This is a genomic window from Anaerophaga thermohalophila str. Valhall (assembly GCF_000250735.1).
GTDB lineage: Bacteria > Bacteroidota > Bacteroidia > Bacteroidales > Marinilabiliaceae > Anaerophaga > Anaerophaga thermohalophila_A.
Genome location: NZ_AHZV01000110.1, coordinates 1 through 21,718, shown reverse-complemented (window position 1 = coordinate 21,718; position 21,718 = coordinate 1). Strand labels below are relative to the sequence as shown.

Annotated in this window: 11 protein-coding genes and 1 pseudogene; 3 read left to right on the top strand and 9 right to left on the bottom strand. The window is 42.8% G+C overall.

The features are described from left to right. Positions 1-126: 126 nt before the first annotated feature. From OQ5_RS0105935 to OQ5_RS0105895, 9 genes are all read right to left on the bottom strand, one after another. Positions 127-2,274 carry an alpha-glucuronidase family glycosyl hydrolase gene (locus OQ5_RS0105935; protein ID WP_016776605.1) on the bottom strand — a complete coding sequence of 716 codons (2,148 nt, stop codon included), beginning with the start codon at positions 2,272-2,274 and terminating at the stop codon, positions 127-129. A 237-nt stretch (positions 2,275-2,511) separates the two neighbouring features. Beyond that, positions 2,512-4,239, bottom strand: coding sequence for an IPT/TIG domain-containing protein (locus tag OQ5_RS0105930; RefSeq protein WP_044107642.1), 1,728 nt, complete (start codon positions 4,237-4,239; stop codon positions 2,512-2,514). A gap of 375 nt (positions 4,240-4,614) precedes the next feature. Beyond that, positions 4,615-5,727 (bottom strand): IPT/TIG domain-containing protein, encoded by a 1,113-nt coding sequence (locus OQ5_RS0105925; RefSeq protein ID WP_016776603.1) that lies wholly within the window; start codon positions 5,725-5,727, stop codon positions 4,615-4,617. A gap of 283 nt (positions 5,728-6,010) precedes the next feature. Further along, complete coding sequence (locus tag OQ5_RS0105920; protein WP_016776602.1) at positions 6,011-7,756, bottom strand: RagB/SusD family nutrient uptake outer membrane protein; 1,746 nt, start codon at positions 7,754-7,756, stop codon at positions 6,011-6,013. A 20-nt stretch (positions 7,757-7,776) separates the two neighbouring features. Further along, positions 7,777-10,755, bottom strand: coding sequence for a SusC/RagA family TonB-linked outer membrane protein (locus OQ5_RS0105915; protein ID WP_016776601.1), 2,979 nt, complete (start codon positions 10,753-10,755; stop codon positions 7,777-7,779). A 669-nt stretch (positions 10,756-11,424) separates the two neighbouring features. Continuing rightward, entirely contained in the window at positions 11,425-13,602 is a 2,178-nt protein-coding gene (locus tag OQ5_RS0105910; RefSeq protein WP_016776599.1) for an endo-1,4-beta-xylanase, read from the bottom strand. 24 nt (positions 13,603-13,626) lie between these two features. Beyond that, a complete protein-coding gene (locus tag OQ5_RS0105905; RefSeq protein ID WP_016776598.1) occupies positions 13,627-15,018 on the bottom strand; it encodes a glycan-binding surface protein in 1,392 nt (463 codons plus the stop codon). 33 nt (positions 15,019-15,051) lie between these two features. After that, a complete protein-coding gene (locus tag OQ5_RS0105900; protein WP_016776597.1) occupies positions 15,052-16,695 on the bottom strand; it encodes a RagB/SusD family nutrient uptake outer membrane protein in 1,644 nt (547 codons plus the stop codon). A gap of 20 nt (positions 16,696-16,715) precedes the next feature. After that, positions 16,716-19,874, bottom strand: coding sequence for a SusC/RagA family TonB-linked outer membrane protein (locus OQ5_RS0105895; protein WP_016776596.1), 3,159 nt, complete (start codon positions 19,872-19,874; stop codon positions 16,716-16,718). A gap of 1,069 nt (positions 19,875-20,943) precedes the next feature. On the opposite strand from OQ5_RS0105895, the gene OQ5_RS24305 reads away from it, so the two are divergent. From OQ5_RS24305 to OQ5_RS0105870, 3 genes and pseudogenes are all read left to right on the top strand, one after another. Beyond that, entirely contained in the window at positions 20,944-21,144 is a 201-nt protein-coding gene (locus OQ5_RS24305) for a hypothetical protein (protein ID WP_016776592.1), read from the top strand. Positions 21,145-21,296: 152 nt separating this feature from the next. Continuing rightward, positions 21,297-21,503: pseudogene (locus OQ5_RS25240) on the top strand (type II toxin-antitoxin system HigB family toxin); the annotation flags it as partial. Then, a partial coding sequence (locus OQ5_RS0105870; protein ID WP_016776590.1) for a helix-turn-helix domain-containing protein occupies positions 21,493-21,718 on the top strand: 226 nt, incomplete at its 3' end. The pseudogene OQ5_RS25240 and the gene OQ5_RS0105870, both read left to right, overlap by 11 nt.

Here is a 21,718-nt window from a genome sequence, read left to right as displayed (position 1 = left end):
TTGCCGCCAAAATTCTCATTTACGATTAGTAAACTCCGGTTTTGGTGTCTTCACAAGCCTTGCAATTGGCACTTTCTGAACAGACACATGAAAAGCAGGAAACTTTTTCTACTTTATAGACGAGCACTAATTATGATGGGTCATATCAAATTCAAGCTCCATTAACTCTTCCAGGTCATGTTCGGGACGTTCCAACTCATGAGGGATGGGCATTCCGGAAAATGTCTGAAAATAGAGCAGGCACGCATCTCTCCACCACACTGCCTCGCGAGTCTGTATTTTTAATTTATGCTGAACATGATCAAACCGTTCCCGGTCAATCATTCCGGCCAGGCGATCCCATTGTTTCTGCATCAGTCTGGCCTCGTCAACTCCGTGATAATAGTGATAGCAAAGCTCGTCCCACAAAGTCAGTCCCGAACTCATACGATAATCCCAGGGCAAATGATGAAACCAGAGGATCAGGTTTTCAGGGCAGGTCCCGGGATTGTTAAACATGGAACGCAAAGGTTCGGAATACTGTTCCACAGCATTACTGCCCGATTCGCTCCGGTCGAAGCCGATACCATATTCGGAAGCGTTGTGGTAATAGCGCGGAAGCCAGTCGGGGCGAGCATCTTCTATATCGGTCCATGGTTCGGGGCCGTAATGGTGACTCCATCCCATCAGGTGATGCAGACCAAGAGGTGTCATATAGTTAACAACGGCTTCGCGTGAGCGCATCATAATATTCAGCACGGGCTGAACAAAATCAGGCTCGTGAGAAAAAGTCATCTTTACCCATTCAACGGCGATATCATCAGCTGCAAGAGTATGATCCCATGCCAGTCGTCCGTATGCATACCAATTGGCCTGGGCAAAGTGGTGACCTGTCCAGTTAGTATCCCGTCCGATATTGGCAACACCGGCAATTGCAGAGTGTGTCTGATTAAATATGGAGCCATCGGTTGTTTTTGCAACGGTGGAGCCGGGGCCGTTGACATAGGTATCGCTTTCGAGACATTCCTTTTGCAATGGAGCCAGATAAGCCAGATGATCGGAAAATCCAAGGTATTCCTGGGTAATCTGAAATTCAATCATGAGCGGGGTGTGCTCCATAGCCCCAAAGACGGGACTAAAAGGTTCCCTGGGTTGGAAATCGACGGGGCCGTTTTTGACCTGGACAATCACATTTTCGTGAAACTCCCCGTCCAAAGGAACAAACTCGTTATATGCCTGCTTAGCCCGGTCATCACCAGAAGGAGAATAGACAAAAGCACGCCACATAACGATGCCGCCATAAGGTTCAAGCGCTTCAGCCATCATATTAGCGCCTTCGGCATGGGTACGTCCGTAATCCTGGGGGCCGGGTTGCCCCTCAGAATTGGCTTTTACCAGAAAACCACCAAAATCGGGAATCAATTCATAAATTTCTGCAACCTTTTGCTTCCACCATTGACGCACTTCTTCACGCAAAGGGTCGGAGTCTTCCAGCCCCCCGATAATGGCAGGAGAAGAAAAGTTGACAGACATATATACTTTTATATTGTATGGTCTTAACAGGTCGGCAAAGCGGGCAAATTTTTCAATATAATCATGAGTGAGCACCTGTGGGTCGGCATTAACATTGTTAAGGACAGTACCGTTAATCCCTACCGAGGCATTGGCACGAGCGTATGTCTGGTAATGTTCTTTCAGGGAGTCATAATCCTTCTTACGATTCCACCAGATGGAATGACCGGCATAACCGCGCTCAACAGTTCCGTCGAGATTGTCCCAATGGTTCAAAAGCCTCAGGTCATATTCGGGCTTTTCAATAATATTCAAATCCTCAGGGGATCGGCCGGTTTGCATCATCCGAATGAAGGCAAAGGTGCCATAGAGTATCCCGGCATCGGAATTCGCCGAAACAATAATCTTTTTACGTCCGTCAATTTCAGCCGATTTAATAACATAACCTTCACTGCCGCATTTCTTCAATGCTTCTTCCAAACCTTCAATTTCCGCTTTTCTGCTTATTCCCTTTCCGATCAGGAGACTGCTTTTCCTTATGTTATCCTGAAACTGCAGCCCCTCCTCCATCATGCCTCTGAAAGCTTTATTCAACTCATCTTTTGCAACATTAACTGTTGAACTGCCCGGCTCAAAATACACACTAAAAAGTCCGGCATACCGGGATTGCACATCATCAGGTAAGGGGCTATACCTCATCCACAACCGTTCGCCTGTTTCGGGAAAAGCAATAAGCGGGATGATAAACATCGAGAGTATCAGAAGAATTTTTTTAAATCTCATGGTATTTAGTTATTGTTTATACAATGCCTTAGATGTGCGCAACTTCAATAGATAAATTTACTTTCGTCCGGATCAGGATTACTGTCAGTTATTACCAAAATGAAATTCGCATGCAAAAATTTACATACATCTTTGTTGTATTAAATCCTGCCATGCCTGTTCATCACATTTTACCGGTTGTATTAAAAAATCCCGGAGTCGCTTATTCAAAGCGACTCCGGGTGAATTTCAAAAATCCTATTCTTCTATTGCAAATTTTATGTTATCCAGTCCAATAACAACGGTTTGATCATCCGACTCACTTTCAGTTCCAAAAATGAATGTTATGATGCGCAGACTGTTGGGGTGCAAATACGCTCCGGCAGCCTGCTCAAAATCCTGACCTACTGTGTACAAACCACTATTGTTTGAGGCCACAAAATCGGCCAGATTCATTCTGACATGGTGCCAATTGCCATCAGCTGTTACATAACTGGTCGGGCTGTTATAGCCATAGGAATATTCACCACTGGCTCCCCATCCTTTGGCATCCATCATAAAAATCTTAAACTGGAAACCTTCATCATATAACATCTCTTCCGGAATGTCGGTAACTCTTAAATCAAATTCCAGATAAACGCCTTCAGGTTCGGAAACATATAATGAGAAACGATCATCATTTCCTGTTTCCGGCCCCCATAAATAGAATGAATTGTTATTAATTGGCGTACCCATCGTTATCTCGGCGAAATAATTTCCTGTTCCATCATCTACGCTATCAGTAGCAAAAGAACCAAGATTGTTTCTCTGGAACCATCCAAACCGGTCTACTTCAAATTGAGAGTCCCAATCGTAAACAAACATATCGCCGTACAAAACAAATGCTGTAGGACTCTGCACCACCCCGTTATAGCAGGAGAAATTCATGAATCCGCCTGCTTCACCGGAAATAGTGAAAGTAATTAGTTCTGACGTCTGATCCACAATGGTTGCATCATAGCCGCCCATTTCAATGGATTCAACAATATCCAGATTACTTCCTAACACGGAAAAATATCTGTCATCCATCTGTTTGTCACCCTTTGTCGGAACAAAGCTTGAAATAACAGGCAGATAAACATTGAAGGAAGTCTCATGCTCATAAGTTCCATCGGTAGCCGCTAAGCTCAGGATTCCTGAGGAGGCTCCTTCGGGAACAGCCACAGTAATAACTCCTTCCTCCTCTGAATAGGTGAAATCTTCTTCTCCGACTTCAATATCTCCGAATGAGATGGTATTAACCAGGTCAAGATTCGATCCTTGCAGGGTCAGAACATCTCCAACATCAAGGTCCTTCAGACCGGGTTCTACAACTGAAATGCCAGGAAGACGCAAGCCAAGTTCGATTTCACTGACTGCCGAGGTTTCTTTCACCATTCCATAGGTCGTGGTATAATCATAGAAGATATAAACAGGCGCAGTAGAAAATTCTCCGGGAGTTGTGATTACAATCTCTTCATCCGATTGAGATACGATCGCAGCCTCCAAATCACCTACTTGCACTCTTTTCACCTGATCGAGTAAAGTACCGGTAATGATGACTTCTTCACCACGACTTACCTCCACCGGATTAAATGATGTAATGGCCGGAACCGGAGAATCTGAAACAATAAAGGAACCTTTTGAAGAAACAACATGCCCGGGAAAAGTAATATGAATTTTACCTGTTTCGGCATCTACAGGAATTTCAACTTTTATTTCCGAATCGGATTTTGAGGTAATTTCTGCTTCGGCCGTCCCAAAAGCAACTTTTTCCGCATCATTTAAATTAGTCCCTGATAATGTAACAACTGTTCCGGGATAACCAACCTCGGGAGAAAAAGTGAACGCCGGTTCACTTTCAACTGGATCGATAGTCAAATCAGCGACCTCTTCGCAGCCACTGAAAACTGTTAAAACTAACAGTCCTATCATCGTTATACTGGAAAATATTTTCATCTTTCTCATTAGTATAAAATTTAATTTTTTAAGTCCTGATGGAACTCGTCCCTGCCTGCCCCCATTTATCGGGGAGTGATCGGGACTTGTTTCATCAGTATAAAATTAGTCTAAGTTATTGGTCTGATGGAACTCGCATGATTGGAGTTTATACATGTTCTCTTGTGACAAACCTTGTCATGCTCGTTTCATCACTATATTATTTAATTTTTAAATGTCGTATGAACCACCGGGAGCCTAATTGCAATAGCTCAATGATTTTGAGCTTTTGCTGGCTGTTCCGGTGGTTGCATATAGTGTGCCTCTACAGATTGTTTAATGAAACGCACCTGAAATCTTCAGACAATTTTCTAATAAGCATCTGGTGCGTTTCATGTAAAATCGTTATTCTTCAACAACAAACCGGATATTATCAACAGAAATGGTCTTTCCAAAATTATTGCTGCTTGCCTGGGCGGGTGGCTGAACTTTAACAGCTGTCAGTTTATCTACCGTTGGACAGGCACCAACTTCATCTCCATTGCCATATCCTGTATAAAGCTGATCAAGCCGCAGTTTGAATGTCGTCCATTCTGTGGTAAAATCCCTGTCATCGCCATATACGTTTGCAGGATCCTGAACCATGATACGGCCTCTCACAGGATCGGACATCTTTATGTCGATATAAAGCCATACTTTTGAATTATCCGGATAATTTGCAGGTACGCCCTCGAAATAGAAATCAAGGTTTCCACCCCAACTGGTTCCGTTGTCCGTAAAAACGAATGTATAGAATGTACCATAGGGCAACGGACCTTTCTCTTCGGTATCACCATCAAGGTTACCGTTACTGCTCAATTCAGTATAATAATCAGACTCACTGTCAAAGTCGGTGATGAGAATTTCTGTTCCTCGAACAAACTCCCAATCGGAGATTGTTTCAGAACCCGCTGCATCAACAACTTTAATCTGATCTCCATTTTCAATCTCAGGCAACTGGTCGATGACAAAATGTTTATCATCAATTAATGTAAATGAAACTTCAGTGTCGCCCACATAAACCTCAACAGCCTTATACAGTTCGGTACCATAAACATGACATTCTTCTCCGCCGGTAGCTGCAATAGGCGAGAACCCTGATATAACCGGAGGCGAAATAATTTCAATCGGATATCGCGCCAGGCCTTTTCCTTCAAAAAAGATGTTTATGATCACCACATCCCCGAGAGGAGCCGACGAAGGAACGGTAAACGTCAAAGATGTTTCTGTTGCTTCAAATTTAATTACTGTCAGATTATCATTGAGCATTATTTTGTAAACCTTATCCAGATTGGTTCCGGTTATGGTCACTTCATCGCCGGGACTGGCGATTTCTTTGTCGACAGCGGTAATATACTTGCTAACATCCTTGATGTTTTCTTCCATCGGGTTGCTGTTATCTTCTGTACAGGAAGCCAGGAGAGCAACAAAACCCAGTAGCACCGCTATTGATTTTATTGTTTTACTATATATTTTCATCCGTATAAAATTTAGTTATTAAGGTCGGATGGAACTCGCGATTTCTTTATACATGCCCTTTTGTGGCAGTTTTCTTTGTAAACAAAGCGGCAAAGCCGAAGGAGAAATCAAAGCTCCATGCTCGTTTCATTAGTATAAAATTTTATTTTTATGGTCTAATGGAACTCGTCCCTGCCTGCCACGATTTATCGGGGAGTAATCGGGACTCGTTTCATGTGTTAATATTTTTATTTCTATACCATATAAAGAAGCATAGCATAGCATTTCCTCATCCTTCATACTCTTAATATCCCGGATTTTGGGGATACTCATTAGTCGTCAGGTCAATCTGCTCCTGAGGAATCGGTCGCAAGGCATGATAATCCTCAACATTACCCGATGCCGGAACAGGATATCCCGTAGAAGGTAAATGTTCGTTCAACCGTTCAACCAGTTGAATTTCTCCGCTCTCAGTCCTTGAACGGGTCAGATCGTACCAGCGCACAAATTCACCGGCAAGTTCACGTGCTCTTTCATCGAGCAACCAGTTACGGGCATCATCGCTTCCATCCAGGACAGGAATACGGTTAACCAAACGCTGGGCAGCAACAGCATTCTCAGTACTTGACCGATCGGGATCGTAGGCAGCCCGCTCTCTGATAACAGCCACCAGGTCATGAGCTTCACCGGGCTTATTTAGATACATTGCTGCTTCGGCTGCATTGAGATAAGTTTCGCCCAACCGGTAAATAACTATAGGACGAACTGAAGGATCCTGGGTAGAAGGACGATCAATGTCATTAAACTTTGTTAAAGCAGGGAAAATAGATAACCCTTCACTGTTTTCTCCACCATAATATTCACTTGGTGTAAAAATCAGCTTTGCATGAGCATTGGTATTATACCCGGTTTCAACACCCGGAAGCCAGATTGCCGTATCACCAACCGAGAAATTAGGATCATCAATTGCATCGGCATCGTTAAACAGCCAAACTGTCTGGAAAGAGTTTTCGTAGCGTTTATCGTCGGTACGGTCAGCAAACACATGCTCCAGCAAATAATCCGTCGGTCTCAGCCGATGCCAAGGACGACCATAATAATAACCGGTTGAACGCGACAAGCCACTTACCAGCACATTGTAATTGGGCCTGAAGTAAAAACTGGCCATATTGCTCTTGAAGTTGTCATCGGCATAGTCGTTATACTGAACATCGGTGTTTCTTTCGCAGGTAAAAATAGTTTCGCTGTTATGCTCATTCCCGGGATAGAACATTTCAAAGAAATCGGGGAAAATAGCAAGACCGTACCTGCCCTGATTGTTAATAATCTCCATGGCATCATCATAAGCCTGTTGATAGTCGGAATTTCCGGCACTTACATCCGATGTGGCTTTCCAGAGGTAAAGTTTTGACCTCAGATGCAATGCCGCTGCCTGAGTAGCCCTTCCGGGTTCGGTTGGTTGAGCAGGCAGATTATCTACCGCATAGTCAACATCGGCTTTAATTGCCTCAAAGCACTCCTGCAGAGTATTTCTTTCTGCTGTAGTGGTCGGTTCGGCAGGTAAGTCAAGCGTTAACGTTACCTCACCATAGGTTTGTACCAGAATAAAATACCAGAAAGCTCTCAGGAAACTTGCCTGTGCCATGGCATAAACTTTATCCTCTTCCGGCATGTTGATATCCGGTGCATAGGCAAGCACCGCGTTACAGGGATTAATTCCTTCCGTATATCCCCAGGTCCAGGGCATAGAGATTCCCGCAGATTTAATACCATCTCCGTATACACTAAGAACCTCGTTACCATCAGGCCCTTTTTGCCATTCATCGGTTCCGTAACAGGTCATTTTTATGCCGCACTCACTGCCACCCCCTGTATAGAAATAACGTAATGATGAATAGGCTGCATTAACTGCTGCTTCTACCCCTTCGGCTGACTCCAGGTAATCGGTAGAAAGCTGTGATTTTGGTTCTTCTTCAAGAAAGTCATTGCAGGAAGTTGTTGCTGCAAGGAAAAGAGCCAATACTATTATATTTAAGAATCTATTTTTCATATTCTAATTCATTTTCATGTTTAGAAACTAAAGTTTAGCCCAAAGATGTACTTGGTAACCGGAGGCGTGTTGAGTCCGATGACAAGATCTTCGGCAGGCAATCCCAGGGCATCGTTTCGGTCTTCTGCCCTGTTGGTGGGTTCCGGATCAACGCCTCCCTCATCAAGATAGGGTGAGAACAAAACAAAGGGATCCGTCACAGAACCATAAACCCTCAAATCGGACCGGGTATTAAGCAAGTTTTTGAAAGTATAACCCAGATTGATACTCCTGATTTTAAGGAATGAGCCGTCGAAATACCCCAGGGTATTTGTATATGGTCCGGGGTCATTCTTTGGCTTAGGATAAGCATTAGTCGGATTGTCTTCTGTCCAGTAGTCTACTTTAATACCGTTACGTCGGCCGTCAAGACGGTTAACATAGTCGTTGGGCATGTGTAGGGTACTAATAATAGTACCACCAACCCTGAAATACCCAACTACTGAGAGGTCGAAATTCATGTATTCCCAGGAAGATGTAAAACCACCGGAAAAATCCGGTTCTTGTGAACCAAGGATAACTCTGTCTTCATCTGTAATCTGGTCATCATTATCCTGGTCTTTTATTTTAATATCCCCGGGTTGCGCTCCATATATTGCGGCTTCCTCTTCTTCCCCTAACTGCCAGATACCAATTTTTTCATAATCATAAATAGCACTAATCGGCTCGCCAACAAACCAACCGTTACCAACATCTCTTTTTACTCCGGATTGCAGAGATACGATCTTGCTTCTGTTAAGGAAAAAGTTTGTACTAAGGTCCCATTTTAAGCCTCCAACTGAGCTCCCGTCAAAAATAACTCCGTTCAGAACAACTTCAAGTCCTTTGTTTTCGGTTTCACCTACATTTTCCATAAAATCTCCGGTAACAGCAGTGGTATATGGTAATGACTTACCAAGTAACAAGTCATTGGTCTTTTGCATATAAAGGTCAACAGAACCGGACAAACGCCCCCGGAAAAAACCAAAATCAAGACCGATGTTGTAGGAAGTTGTATACTCCCAACCCAGGTTAGGATTCGGTAATGAGGAAACATAATAACCGGTAACACCATCGTCGCCAAAACTATATTTTACAGATGACAATCCGCCCAATGTACTGTAGGGATTGATAGCTGTATTTGATGTCTGGCCATATCCCAAACGAACTTTTAACTGGGTAAGAAAGTCAGCATCTTCAAGAAAGGACTCATTATATGCATTCCATGCCACAGCAACCGCCGGGTAATAATGCCATTTGTTTCCCTCGGCCAGACGGGATGAACCATCGGCACGTCCGGTAAGTGTTATAAGATAACGATCGTCATAAACATAATTCAGGCGAGCCATAAATGACTGCAGGGACCATTCCGAGAAATAGTTGTTGTATTGGTCGGCCTGCACTGTTTCGGACAAATAAAGGTTGTTGAACTGCAAATAATCAGCAGCGATATTAGTACCATTAAACATTGACGATGTAGTGGTACTCTTCTCCACTGATTGCATTCCTGTAAAATTAAACCTGTGAAGTCCGATAGTCTTATTCCACAGAATCATATTCTCAATAGTCCATGCCAGATTATCGAGATTCTGGACCTCGGCCTCGCTAAGTGCCCCGTTCTGAAACGGAGTGTTACTGCCGTAAAAATTATTGTATTTATTAGCAGTAAAGTCAAGCCCTGCATTTAATTTGTATTGAATACCGTTCCAGATGTCAACCTGTAAATAGCCGGTATTAAAGGAAGTAAACTTCCTGCGCTCCTCTCCCCAACGGCTCTCATCCTGGAGGGTTAGAGGACTATAAGTATCATCAACACCATAAGTTGGCTGTTCAACCAAAGACCCGTCCGGATTATATGGAACTGCCAGTGGGGACAATGAAACGAGCGACCAGGTAGGGTCGGCAGTCTCACCGTCAGTGTTTGCCAACACATTCATTGTCGAAAGGCCGACTTTGACCCTGTCACCAATTTGCTGATCTATTGATGCACGCATACTGTAACGCTCGAAGCCCATATTCTCAATCACGTATGATTCATCGTAGTAACCCAGGGAAAATGAATACTGGGTGTCCTCTGAACCACCACTGACCCCGGCTTCGTGATTATGCACCATGCCCGACTGATACCCGATATCCTGCCAGTCGGTCTCACGACCAAGCATCATAGACTCAATTTCAACCGGAAGGAACGGATGCCCGGCAACATCGCGGAGTTTAATAAATTCTTCTGCATCGAATACGTCATAATATCGTGATACATTACTTAAACCGGTATAACCATTATAAGTAACCCGGGGTTTACCGGCTTTACCACGTTTAGTAGTGACCAGAATAACCCCGTTGGCCCCCCGCGAACCATAAATAACGGTTGCCGAAGCGTCTTTTAGTATTTCGATAGACTCTACATCGTCGGATGCAATGTCACTCAAATCACCACTAAAGGGCACCCCGTCGACAATCAATAAGGGATCATTGCTGGCGGTGAGCGACCGGTTTCCTCTCACCCGAATGCGGGTTTCACCTCCGGGTTTATTTCCGATGTTCTGAATCTCAACACCGGCTGTTTTGCCCTGTAAGGATTTTGAAATACTGGAAGATGCCACGTCTCTAAGCTCTTCTGCCTTCACAGAGGTTATAGAACCGGTTACATCGCTCTTTCTTTGAACACCGTAACCAACCACTACCACCTCATCGAGCGACAAAAGCTCTTCCTGCATTACGACATCGATGGTTTGCCGGTTATCCACAGGAACGATCTGTGATTCAAACCCTATAAAATTAAATTCCAACGTAGCATCACCCGGGACTTCAATGCTGTAATTCCCGTCTACACTGGTAATCGTTCCTGTCGTAGTGCCCTGCACCACAATATTGACACCCGGTAACGGATCCCCGTTGGTGTCAGTCACTGTTCCCGTTACTCTTATCTCTTGCGATAGAGCAACGAAAGATACCGATAAGAAAAAGAACAATGCGAGCATTGTTCTTTATTTTAAATACATCAGTTTTTCTCATGGGAAATAAATTTGTTGATTAGTAGATTGAAATTTTGACGATTTATAGATTTAAATTAAAAAACGACAACGTTTCCGGTATCATGAGATAAAGATTGTTCTGTGCTGTTGTGTTTATGTGTTTAACGTATTTACACATCGAAACGACACTTTTCTCATATTTTAACTCTTTTCTCCGCCATGGTGTAAAAGCATCACACAAATTTAAGGTTGGCAAGTTTTAAGGAGGTGTAGAAATTTATTTAATGCGAGCACTTTTATTAAAAAAAGTGAAAATTTCTGCTAAAAAGGTGGAAATTTTCCCTATTTTATTAAAAACACAGTTATTCTTTTAAAAGAATGTTAAATTTCGAATGATAATAATGAATCATTATCTGAATAAAGCAGGTTAAAAGTCGGATGGTTTTCCAATAAAAAACCCGGCAGGAAAAACCTGCCGGGTCATAGTTCCAGGGAAAGGATAATTAATTAGTGTCAGGCTATAAAGTACCACTTGCTTCGTTACGCTTGCCGCCAAAATACTCATTTACGATGAGTAAACTCCGGTTTTGGCGGCTTCGCAAGCCTTGCAATTGGCACTTTCTGAACAGACACATGATAAGCAGGAAACTTTTCCCCTCTATAGTCAGACACAAATTAATATTGAAATTCTCCGGTAAAATTTTCACTTACATCGCGTCCGGCGAGGCCATCGGCAAATGTTTTGTAAGCCAGCTTACGCTCATAATCCGCATCCCATAAACAAGGTGCATCATCGGGCAGCCAGTTTTCATGTTCCTGCTCGGCATCACTGAGACCCCACACGGTTATCCCGTATTGTTGTGCTTCGGGAATAATTTCCCGGTAGCTGTCAACCACGAACTGGTACATTTCGGCCTGTTTTTCAAAATCTTCAGAGGTTGGAGCATCGGTTAGTACCTGAACATCCAACTCGGAAACTTTAATTAGTTTTCCTGTAGCAGCCAACAATTCAAACATATGCACGATGTTGTCCTTATTGGAATTAATGGTGATGTGCATCTGTGTTCCTATTCCGTCAACCTTTGCCCCCTGATCTTCGATGTATTCTACATAATCAATTAACCCTTCGCACTTGGGGATACTGCTTTCAAGACCATAATCGTTAATAAAAAGGATATCGTCCTGGTTACCATACTGACGTGCCAGATTAAAAGCCATAACGGCATAATCCCCGCCCAGGTATTTCTGCCAGTAAAACTCGTCATTTGCCGGATCACTTACATTACCATCACGCAACGTTCCGTCGTTATTCATTGGTTCGTTGACCACATCCCAGGCTGTAATGTCATCTTTATAGTGGCCAACCATTTCAGCAATCCAGGATTCCAGAGCATCCGTAATAATCTGAGTCTTCTCCTCATCGGTTTTTTCAATTATTGTCGGCCCGGAAGAACCCCCTGAACCTTGTCCATCTGCAGGAGTAACCATTACGTTGTCTATATAATAGGTACCGGCAATGGCACCCAGATCAAAGTTCAGACCGGTAATATCATCAGCAGAAGTAATTTGCCATTCTATCAAACTCCAGGTCGTAGAAGTTGGCTGATCCCCCTGATAATATGCAGTACCAGTGGTTGAACAACGAACTGATCCGGCAGCATCGGAGCGTATATAATAAGATACAACGTAGTCTCCTGCCGGAAGTGTCTCTGTAAAATCAGTATGTACCTGCACTTTCCACTGATTACCGGGGTCATTAATATCGTGCTGCATCTTCATGGCACCTGTGCCTTCGTAAGCTTCTGCTTCAGTTGCCTGCGTCAGTCCTTCTGTCGGTCCATTCCATACGCTCCAACCACTCATGTCGGTATCAAACGTTCCATTTGGCACATAGTTAACAGGCTGGGTTTCGGCATCAATATCCACCATAACCACATTATCAATATAATAAGTCATGTTTGGGTCTGCACCTACATCAAAACGGAAATTCATAGTGGTGGCTCCTTCGGCAGGCATCAAGTCCTCACCCAATGTTTCAGCATTATAGGTTACCTGTTGCCATGCAGAAGACGTTTCCACGGTTTCGGCCCCGTTTATCCAGGGGTACTCCAGATTCATATTATTAAAAGCAAGACGCACATGACCGGTACCCTCCGATCTGATAAAAAAGGTAATTTCGTATCGATGACCTTCAACGACAGGAACATCTTCGGATTGGATTTCCAAATCCCAGATATTAGCGGCTCCGTCTCCGGTGACAGCTTTCAAACTTCCGCTGCCACTAACGGCATCATCGGTTGTATGTTCAACAACTTCTTTGGCGCCACCCCATGAATTCCAACCGGTAATATTCTCTTCAAAGTCACCGTTTGAAAGCAGATTAGTGCCGGCCTGACCCGGAATAACTTCCGGTGCAATCAACCCGTTCAGATATGCGGCATTCTGGTTTTGGTGCCATACAAGGGTATGTCCGAATACATCCAGGCCGGCATCTTTGGCTTTCTGAACAAAAGCATCCGCCGCCGTAAAATCCAGGGAACCGTCGCTCTGTACCATAGGCCCGTGCTTCATAATGTATCCGGCAACAACTTCATCAAAATTTTCGTTGACAATACTGTCAACCCTTTGGTCGTCCATATAGAGCGAGGCTACCACCCCTACACCAAGTTTCATGTCGGTGTAGGTTTTCAAAGCATCATAGCGTTCTATCTTTTCCTCCATTTTAAGAGGAATCTCGGCAACAGTTATTTTCGAAGCCGGATCGCGTTCTTCCCATTCCATTTTGGTATCCTCACAGGATATGCCAATAAATGAAAGGATTGCAAAAAGCGATATTAATTTTATGTATTTCATAGTTCGTATTCTTTTGATTAGTTATTATTCCTCTGTCGTTTCCTCCTCAGCTGGGAAATCGGTATATACGAGTTGCTCAAGAGGAACAACTCTCCAGTTATCGGTATACACATCTACAGACGTTTCGGAAGAAATAAACTCTGTCTCATCCGAATCATTTCCTGTTACATCCGCTAAAGTAAAATCAGAATTCTCAAAGTAGAAACCAAAGTTTTTATATGTTGCGTTTTCGCGGGCCAAAAGAACGTCCTCAAAAGTAAACGATTCACCTTCTTCAGGTTCAGAAAATGCATAGAACTCACTAAACGGTATGGTAACTGTCACCCATCCGTCGGTCTCAAACGGGACAACCTCTTTTTCAACAATCCAGGGTACGTAATTATAAGTGTAACCGCTCCATTCTCCTCCATTGTAACTGTTAATAAGCAAAATTTTCAGGAATCCGGTATTCGCCCAGGCATCAGGGACATAAATATCGAACTGGAACGCCACCTGATTAACAGGTGTTGATGCGGGAATATGTGGCGTCAACTGGCCGCGCCAGTCATCAACATCATTGCCTGCAGTCCATACTTCGGTAAGCCGGTTTTGGTTGGCTCCGAAAGATTCGATTCTGTCGGGACGGTGAGGAACATAAGTTCCCTGTGAAATATTACCTGTTCCAATGACTTCCGACTTCAAATCCTCAGGAACAATCATGCTCTCGGCATCACCCCAGTATCCCTGCTGGCCATTTCCATCAAAGTCAAGAATAATGCCTTCCCGGAAATTAAAGTAAGCCGGTGAATAGGCACCGCCATTTGCTCCTTCAACATAAACAGACCCGGATTCGGTAAGTCCGGCAGGCACAACAACTGTTACAAATTCTCCGTCTTCGTCGGAAACGATACCTTCGGTAACCTCAACATTGCCCGGAAAAACAACTTTCTCAATTTCGACCAGGCCGCTGCCATAAATAATCAAAGGTTCTCCCGGCTGCGGAAGCGTATGTGAAAGTTTCGAAATTTGTGGTGCTGCTGCACGAATTTCAAATTCATAAACATACTCGGTGCCAGTTTTTACAAGCCTGATGGTATTACGGACATTGTCTTCAGCATCGATAGTAGGCGTATTCCGGCTAAGTCTCAACAGGATATTATTGTTGGTCACATAAACAGGATTAAAATAAGTATCGTATCCGTTCACATAAATTTTTCTCAATCCTGTAAAGCCGGAGCCTTCAATTCTGATAACCTGCCCAAGCCGGGCAAAAGGAACTTCCCTGTCGGGAACTTCCGATTCGGCATCCTGAAGATAAATTGCCGACACCGTGATGGGAGAACTATCTGCAGGGTCATCGTCATCATCGCAGGCATAAAAACCCATTGTAGCGATTAAAACTCCCAGCAAAAGCCATATATTTTTTTGAATCTTCATACTCATTGTTTTTAAAAAGTTCAATCGATAACATTATTCAAACAGGTTGATTCTCTCCTCAGTAAACTCGTAAGGAACAGGGTCTTCTTTCAGTTTCGGATTTTGTACCATTTCCGATTCGGGATATGGTAATAAGAGCGATTTGACAGTAGCTGTTGCAACCTGCTGGGCGGTATTCAAATCGCCGGGCACATATTTTCCCGATGACTCGTCCCATTCATAGGTGACTGCTCTGTCCTGCTCATTATTCATATAGTTAAGAACCTCCTGCTGACGATAATAGGAACGTCTAACCAGGTCGTACCAGTACTGGCCTTCCATGGCAAGCTCGATTCTTCGCTCATAACGAATATCTTCATAGGTAATTTCATCCTTTGAAGGCATTCCGGCACGCTCCCGCACTTTGTTAAAATATTCTAATGCCGTTGCATTTGTGGTTGAAGCATCATTGCCAAGAATAGCTTCGGCATAAAGCAGGTAAACCTCTGCCAGTCGCAACATTTTTGTTGTCAGACCTGAATTCATTCTCGCCACAACACCGTCCGTATCTTTTGGTGAACCTACAACACCTTTTTTTACATTGCAGCGGTCGGTTTCTTCATAAAGATATCCGCCGGCGGCTTTGTTGATATCGGGATATTCGGCACCATAGGTGGCAAAAGTGGTATAAAGACGAATATCTTCTTCGGGGTCATATTCACGGATCATATCCCACGAAGCAAAAGTATAATAGCCCCAGGCAGCATCGTCGCCGGTAATTTCGGAATTCCAGGCAAAATATGCCTGTTGGGTATTGATAATTCCATATTCGTTGGTTCCGCCAACCCATTGCAAAGAAAAGAGGTCTTCGGAACTGTTGTTTCCTTCCAGAGAAAACAGCTCGTAATAATCTTCATGAAGTTCCAGACCACTCTCTTCACATACTTTTTGGGCTGCTTTACGTGCCAGCTCCAGATATTCGGGATCACGAACTCCGCCGTTCCGGTCATCAACGTTATGCAATCCCGCATAGGAAAGGTAGACTCTTGCCAACATACCATAAGCGCTCCACATGGTTAAACGCCCTTCACGTTCAGGTGTTTCGGGAAGATGCTTTGCTGCAAATTCAAGATCACGGATGGCAAACTCGAAAACATCGTTGCGCGGATTAGTCGGCACTATAGGATTATTTACCAGAGCTGCATTATCGGTAATAATAGGTACATCTCCCCAGAGAGAGGTAAGGTACCAGTATGCAGTACCCCGCATAAAACGGGCTTCAGCAATAGCCGCATTCTTTGCCTCCTGGCTGATATCGCCGGCTGAATTGTCTCTGATATTATTAACGGTATTATTGCTTTGCCCTACAACATTATACAACGACTGCCAGGCCGACACAAGCGGTCCGGTCAGAGAGGTCTCCGTAAAGTTTGTAAACGGATAAATATAATCCGAATAAGGCGCAAAAAGATTGTTTGAACGACCGTCGCCCAGCCCGTAGTAAAACTTATCATTAAAATCGAACCAAACCTTACTGTAAAGAGGGGCTGTGGCCACCTTAAGATCGCTTTCACTGGCAAAGAAGTTCTCCAGTAATAATCTGTCTTCAGGTTCAATATTTAGAAAGTCATCGTTACAGGAAGTAATGTTCACTGCAACAATGGCTAATAATATCAATAATATCTTGTTAATTTTCATTGTCAACAATGTTTAAAGGTTTAAAAACTCAGATTTACACCAAAAGTGTAAATCCTTGGCGATGGATAACGGGCATTGTCAATACCGCTCATCAAAGCATCCTGCTGATAAGCGCCAACTTCAGGATCGTATCCCGAATATTTGGTAAAAGTGTAGACATTTTGCAACTTGGCATACACTCTTACGTTATTCATAAACAAGTTCCGCAACCATCTGCCCGGAAGCGTGTAACTCAACGAAATATTTTGTATTCTCAGGAACGATCCGTCTTCGATAAAACGGTCGCTCATCCTGTTGTTGGCATTTGATGACGACGCCGACATACGCGGCATCATGGGATCACCGCCTGTGACATGCATATTCCTGAAATCGACCGGTCCGTCGGGATCAATTTTTTCAACACGTGCATAATCGAGGGCCGAAGTAAGAAGGTTATGATTCTCCCTGGGGTTTTCCAGCCACCGTTTCTGATAATTCAGCACATCGTTTCCATAGACTCCGTTTAAGTATACGGACAAATCAAAACCTTTAAATGAGAGGGTATTTCCAATACCATAGGTAAATTTGGGTTCGGGATTTCCGATAAACTGTCTGTCTTCATCGTTAATCACGCCATCACCGTTCCTGTCGTCAAAAATGTAATCCCCAATCCATACTCCGGATTCGGAAATTTCGAGACCCTCTGGTATCGCAACGGGTTTAACATTTCCATCAGAGTCCTTATAATAAAAATCGGTAGCCTCATTGAATCGTCCAATCACCCTGTAGCCATAAAATTGACCAATGGGTTCATCGACGGCTGTTCGGGTTACAATGGTTATATCCGAACCTTCCTGTATGGTTTTATCAAGCGTACTCGACTCGGTATCGAGCTCAACCACCCTGCTTCTGTTGAGAGAAAAAACCAGATTGGTACGCCACAGGAAATCGCCCCTGTCTATGTTAACCGTATTGAGTGTCAGCTCAATCCCTTTATTTTCGAGCGATCCTACATTTGCCCACGGTGGGGAAGTTGAGCCTTGTCCTTCCGTTCCCAGGTAGGCAGGCAAAGGCACCTGAAGCAATAAGTCTTTGGTTTTTTTGTAATAAACATCACCGATAAACTCAATCCGGTTTCGGAACAAGTTAATGTCCAGTCCGATATTACTTGAATTGGTTGATTCCCACTGAAGCTCGGGATTGGCCATGTTACCACTCAGCAGTCCTGTGCCCCAAACGGTAGTAACAGACTCCATGGTAGACGTATATGGATAATCGAAACTGACATTCTGGTTACCGACCAGTCCCCATCCGAATCGAAGCTTAAGATTATTTATAACAGGATGATCTCTGAGGAAAGATTCATTGGAGATTTTCCATGCAAATGCGGCCGATGGGAACCAGCCCCAACGGTAATCTTCTGCAAATTTCGAACTACCGTCATAGCGGAGAGTTGTTGTCAGAAGATAGCGATCATCAAAGGAATAGAAAGCTCTGCCGAAATAAGAGGCAATGGCATTTCCTCCACTTGAGCCATTGGCCCTAGCTGTATTACCATCACCTAAATTCAGATCATGCCCGACATTACTGACAAAACCGGCACGATAGCCGTAAAGATACTCCCAATGCGACTTCTGCATTTCCTGTCCAAGCATAAAATTCAAATTATGAACATCGACAAAAGAACGATTGAATGTCAGAACGTTTCGCCACGACCAGAATTTGCTATACGATTTTGCTCTTTCTGATTCCACCACTTCATTGGTAATCGCACCAAACTGATAGGAAGGATTAAACTCGTAGGTATTGTTGACGCCAAGATCGCTGGAAAACTCGGTTTTCAGAGTGAGTCCCTCCAGTGGTGTAACCTCACCAAAAACATTGCTTCGGATATTTGTTTTTTCATTTCGGTTTTCGCGAAGCATTGCCAAACCAACCGGATTGGTCTGCACATACATATCCGTATCGGGACCATCAAACGAACCGTCGGCACTTCGAACAGCAACATTGGGTGTCTGCTTCATTGCAGTTTCAATAAGGGACGCATCTTCAACAGTCACCTGCTGCTCTGAGTTACTCAGAGCAAAATTGACACCCAGTTTTAACCAATCGTTGACATCGGAATCAAAATTTCCGCGTAAACTGAGTCGCTCAAAGCCCGAACCGATGGCAATACCTTCCTGGTCAAGATACCCGGCTCCGAGGGCGTACGTACTCTTGTCGGTTCCTCCTGTCAGAGAAAGATTATGGCTCTGCATGGAAGCCACCTGAAAAAGTTCTTCCTGCCAATCGGTTCCTTCTCCCAACAGATCAGCTCTGACAAAATAATCATCGGCTTCAACAATGCCGGCATCAGTTCGGTCATTTTTATGCTGTGCATATTGTCTCAGGTTGAGCAAATCCAACTTTGTGGGCATTTCCTGCAAGCCGTAATAACCGTCATAAGAAACACGCGACTTGCCAGCTTCTCCCTGCCTGGTAGTAATAATAATAACTCCATTGGCAGCTCTCGAACCATAAATCGCAGTAGCAGACGCATCTTTCAATACGTCCATGGAAACAATGTCGTTAGGATTAATAGATGCGAGAGCATTTTCCGTGCTCGATCCGGTAGAACCATCAATAATAACCCCGTCGACAACAAAAATGGGTTCGTTAGAAGCATTTAAAGAGTTAATACCCCTGATACGAATAGAGGAGCTACCACCAGGCGTACCGGAATTCTGCTGAATCTGTACACCGGCAGCTCTGCCCTGTAATACCTGATCTATGGAAGTTGGTACTGACTGCTGGATGGCATCTTCCGATACCGATACCACCGAACCGGTCAGGTCACTCCGTTTCATTTGACCATAACCTACGACGACCACCTCATCAAGCGTCTGCACATCTTCCTGTAAGGTTACATTAATAGTCGTCCGGTTGTTTACAGGAATAACCTGCGACTCAAAACCAATAAAATTAAACCGTAATTCAGCATCTCCGGGTACTTCAATGATATAATTACCATTTATGTCGGTAATCGTACCCTCCGTAGTTCCAACCACAACAATGTTGACCCCGGGTAATGGGCCGCCATCACTGTCCGTGACTTTTCCAGTCACCGTCACCTGTTGTTGCGCCATTGCAACAAAGGAAACCGATAAAAATAAGAACAATCCGAAAACTGTCCTCCTTAATGAAAATTCCGTTTTTCTCATTTGAAGTGATTTTTCTGATTAAGAAATTCAATTTTTAAAAATTCATAATTTGTTGTTTTACAATTTTAAAGTCATTTGTTCTGTGCTGTTCCGTAATTAATTTTAATTTTTTTTGCTATTTACGTTTATGAAACAAAAATTTCTACCCGGGAGAAAGTGTAAATTTTTAAGTAATGAAGATTTATGTGCTTTTTTATACTTTTTTTAACAGTGCTAATATAACCCATCTTCAGCGCAGCCGAGGTGTATTTTTTTAAAAAAATGGCGTAAATTTCTGCAAGTAACTGTAAGTGAAAAATTAAAAAAATGAGCGATTTTGATGAATTGTTCAAATCTAATGACCAATGAGAATTTTTCTTGTTTTTTACATTATTTAAGGGTAATACACACAAATGAAGGCATCGATTAAAGCAATTCCAATTAATGCGGCACCGATTGAAATGAAATAAATTTAATAAAATCAAGTATTTATATACGTTCTGAATACTTTTTCACGATCCGGAAGCAGTTTCGCTTCAAGAAAATTTCTTTACGAAAATCAGATTGTTTTTCATAAAGAAACGAACTTACGAGCTCACCGAACACCTTTAAAAGCAAACACGACAATGAGGTAAATCCGAATTGTTTGATCCCAATAAATTGGGGCAGTTTATCAGCCCCGTGTGTTATTCTGAGAAAGGCTGTGTATTTTATTGTTTCACAGAGTAACACGGTGTTCACACAGAGTCCCACAGAGTAAAAAATTGTTTTTTTAAACATCCTCACCAAAAAGCACATTAGGTGTACTTAGCACATAAAACCAACCAACCTGCTGTTTAAGTTGACTAAATCCCATGTAGGGCTTTTTCCCAGGCTTCAACTGAAAAACATAATGTCTTACTCCCAATATTCGTGTTTTTTTTGAAAAATATTTTCCAGCGTCTTATAAAAGGATATTAGATTTAAAACCCTTTCAAATACTCCCTCATGAATGTCTTTTAACTGAAAGAAAATCTTTAAATGAAGAAATTTAAGGAAACTACCTGTTCCATAAAAAACGGCTAATCCGCGGTATATCCATAATAAAAAAATGATAAACCGCTACGAACCAAGGTTAAAAAGCATGCCACAAATCCGGGCTTCGGTTATTACAAACTGGCTGAAACATCATAATTTATGTGAGGTACTATACATGGCAGGGCATAAAAATTTGAACTTCACGGAAAGATATAGAACCGATAATCTTAAAGATTTACAGAAAGAACTTGAAAAGTATCATCCGTTGAAATAAAAACAAATATAGTTACCCTTTTTGGTAACTTATACTATCTTTAAAGTATGAGAATAATAAAAGAATTAACATTAACCAAGTATTGCAGGCAAAGCAAATACAGGAAGGCTGAAGAACCTGTAAAAGCCTGGGTTTAAGAGGTTAGGTTCTCAACATGGAATAATGCAAATGAACTGAAAGCGAAATATGGGAATGCCAGTATAATAAGTTCAAAACGAGTAGTATTCAATATAAAAGGCAATGATTACCGCTTGATTGTAGATATAGAATATAAGTTGAAAATAGTCTTTGTGGTTTGGTTCGGAACGCATGAAGAATACGATAAAATAGACGCAAAAACAGGAAGTTATGAAAACTAAAATATTAAAGACAGAACAAGAATATAACGAAGTTTGTGAACGTATTTATAATTTGATCAATAGCAATAAAAATGCGATAGAACCTGATAGCCCGGAAGGTGAAGAAATGGAACTTTTATCTTTGCTAGTAGAAAAGTATGAGCAAGAACATTATCCGGTAAAAGCACCAAACCCGATAGAAGCTATCAAGTTTAGAATGGAACAAATGAATTTAA

Coding starts and splice junctions, on each gene's coding strand:
- OQ5_RS0105905 (WP_016776598.1), bottom strand. CDS start 15,018: ATGAAGATTCAAAAAAATATATGGCTTTTGCTGGGAGTTTTAATCGCT.
- OQ5_RS24305 (WP_016776592.1), top strand. CDS start 20,944: ATGATAAACCGCTACGAACCAAGGTTAAAAAGCATGCCACAAATCCGG.
- OQ5_RS0105925 (WP_016776603.1), bottom strand. CDS start 5,727: ATGAAAATATATAGTAAAACAATAAAATCAATAGCGGTGCTACTGGGT.
- OQ5_RS0105935 (WP_016776605.1), bottom strand. CDS start 2,274: ATGAGATTTAAAAAAATTCTTCTGATACTCTCGATGTTTATCATCCCG.
- OQ5_RS0105930 (WP_044107642.1), bottom strand. CDS start 4,239: ATGAGAAAGATGAAAATATTTTCCAGTATAACGATGATAGGACTGTTA.
- OQ5_RS0105910 (WP_016776599.1), bottom strand. CDS start 13,602: ATGAAATACATAAAATTAATATCGCTTTTTGCAATCCTTTCATTTATT.
- OQ5_RS0105900 (WP_016776597.1), bottom strand. CDS start 16,695: ATGAAAATTAACAAGATATTATTGATATTATTAGCCATTGTTGCAGTG.
- OQ5_RS0105895 (WP_016776596.1), bottom strand. CDS start 19,874: ATGAGAAAAACGGAATTTTCATTAAGGAGGACAGTTTTCGGATTGTTC.
- OQ5_RS0105920 (WP_016776602.1), bottom strand. CDS start 7,756: ATGAAAAATAGATTCTTAAATATAATAGTATTGGCTCTTTTCCTTGCA.
- OQ5_RS0105915 (WP_016776601.1), bottom strand. CDS start 10,755: ATGCTCGCATTGTTCTTTTTCTTATCGGTATCTTTCGTTGCTCTATCG.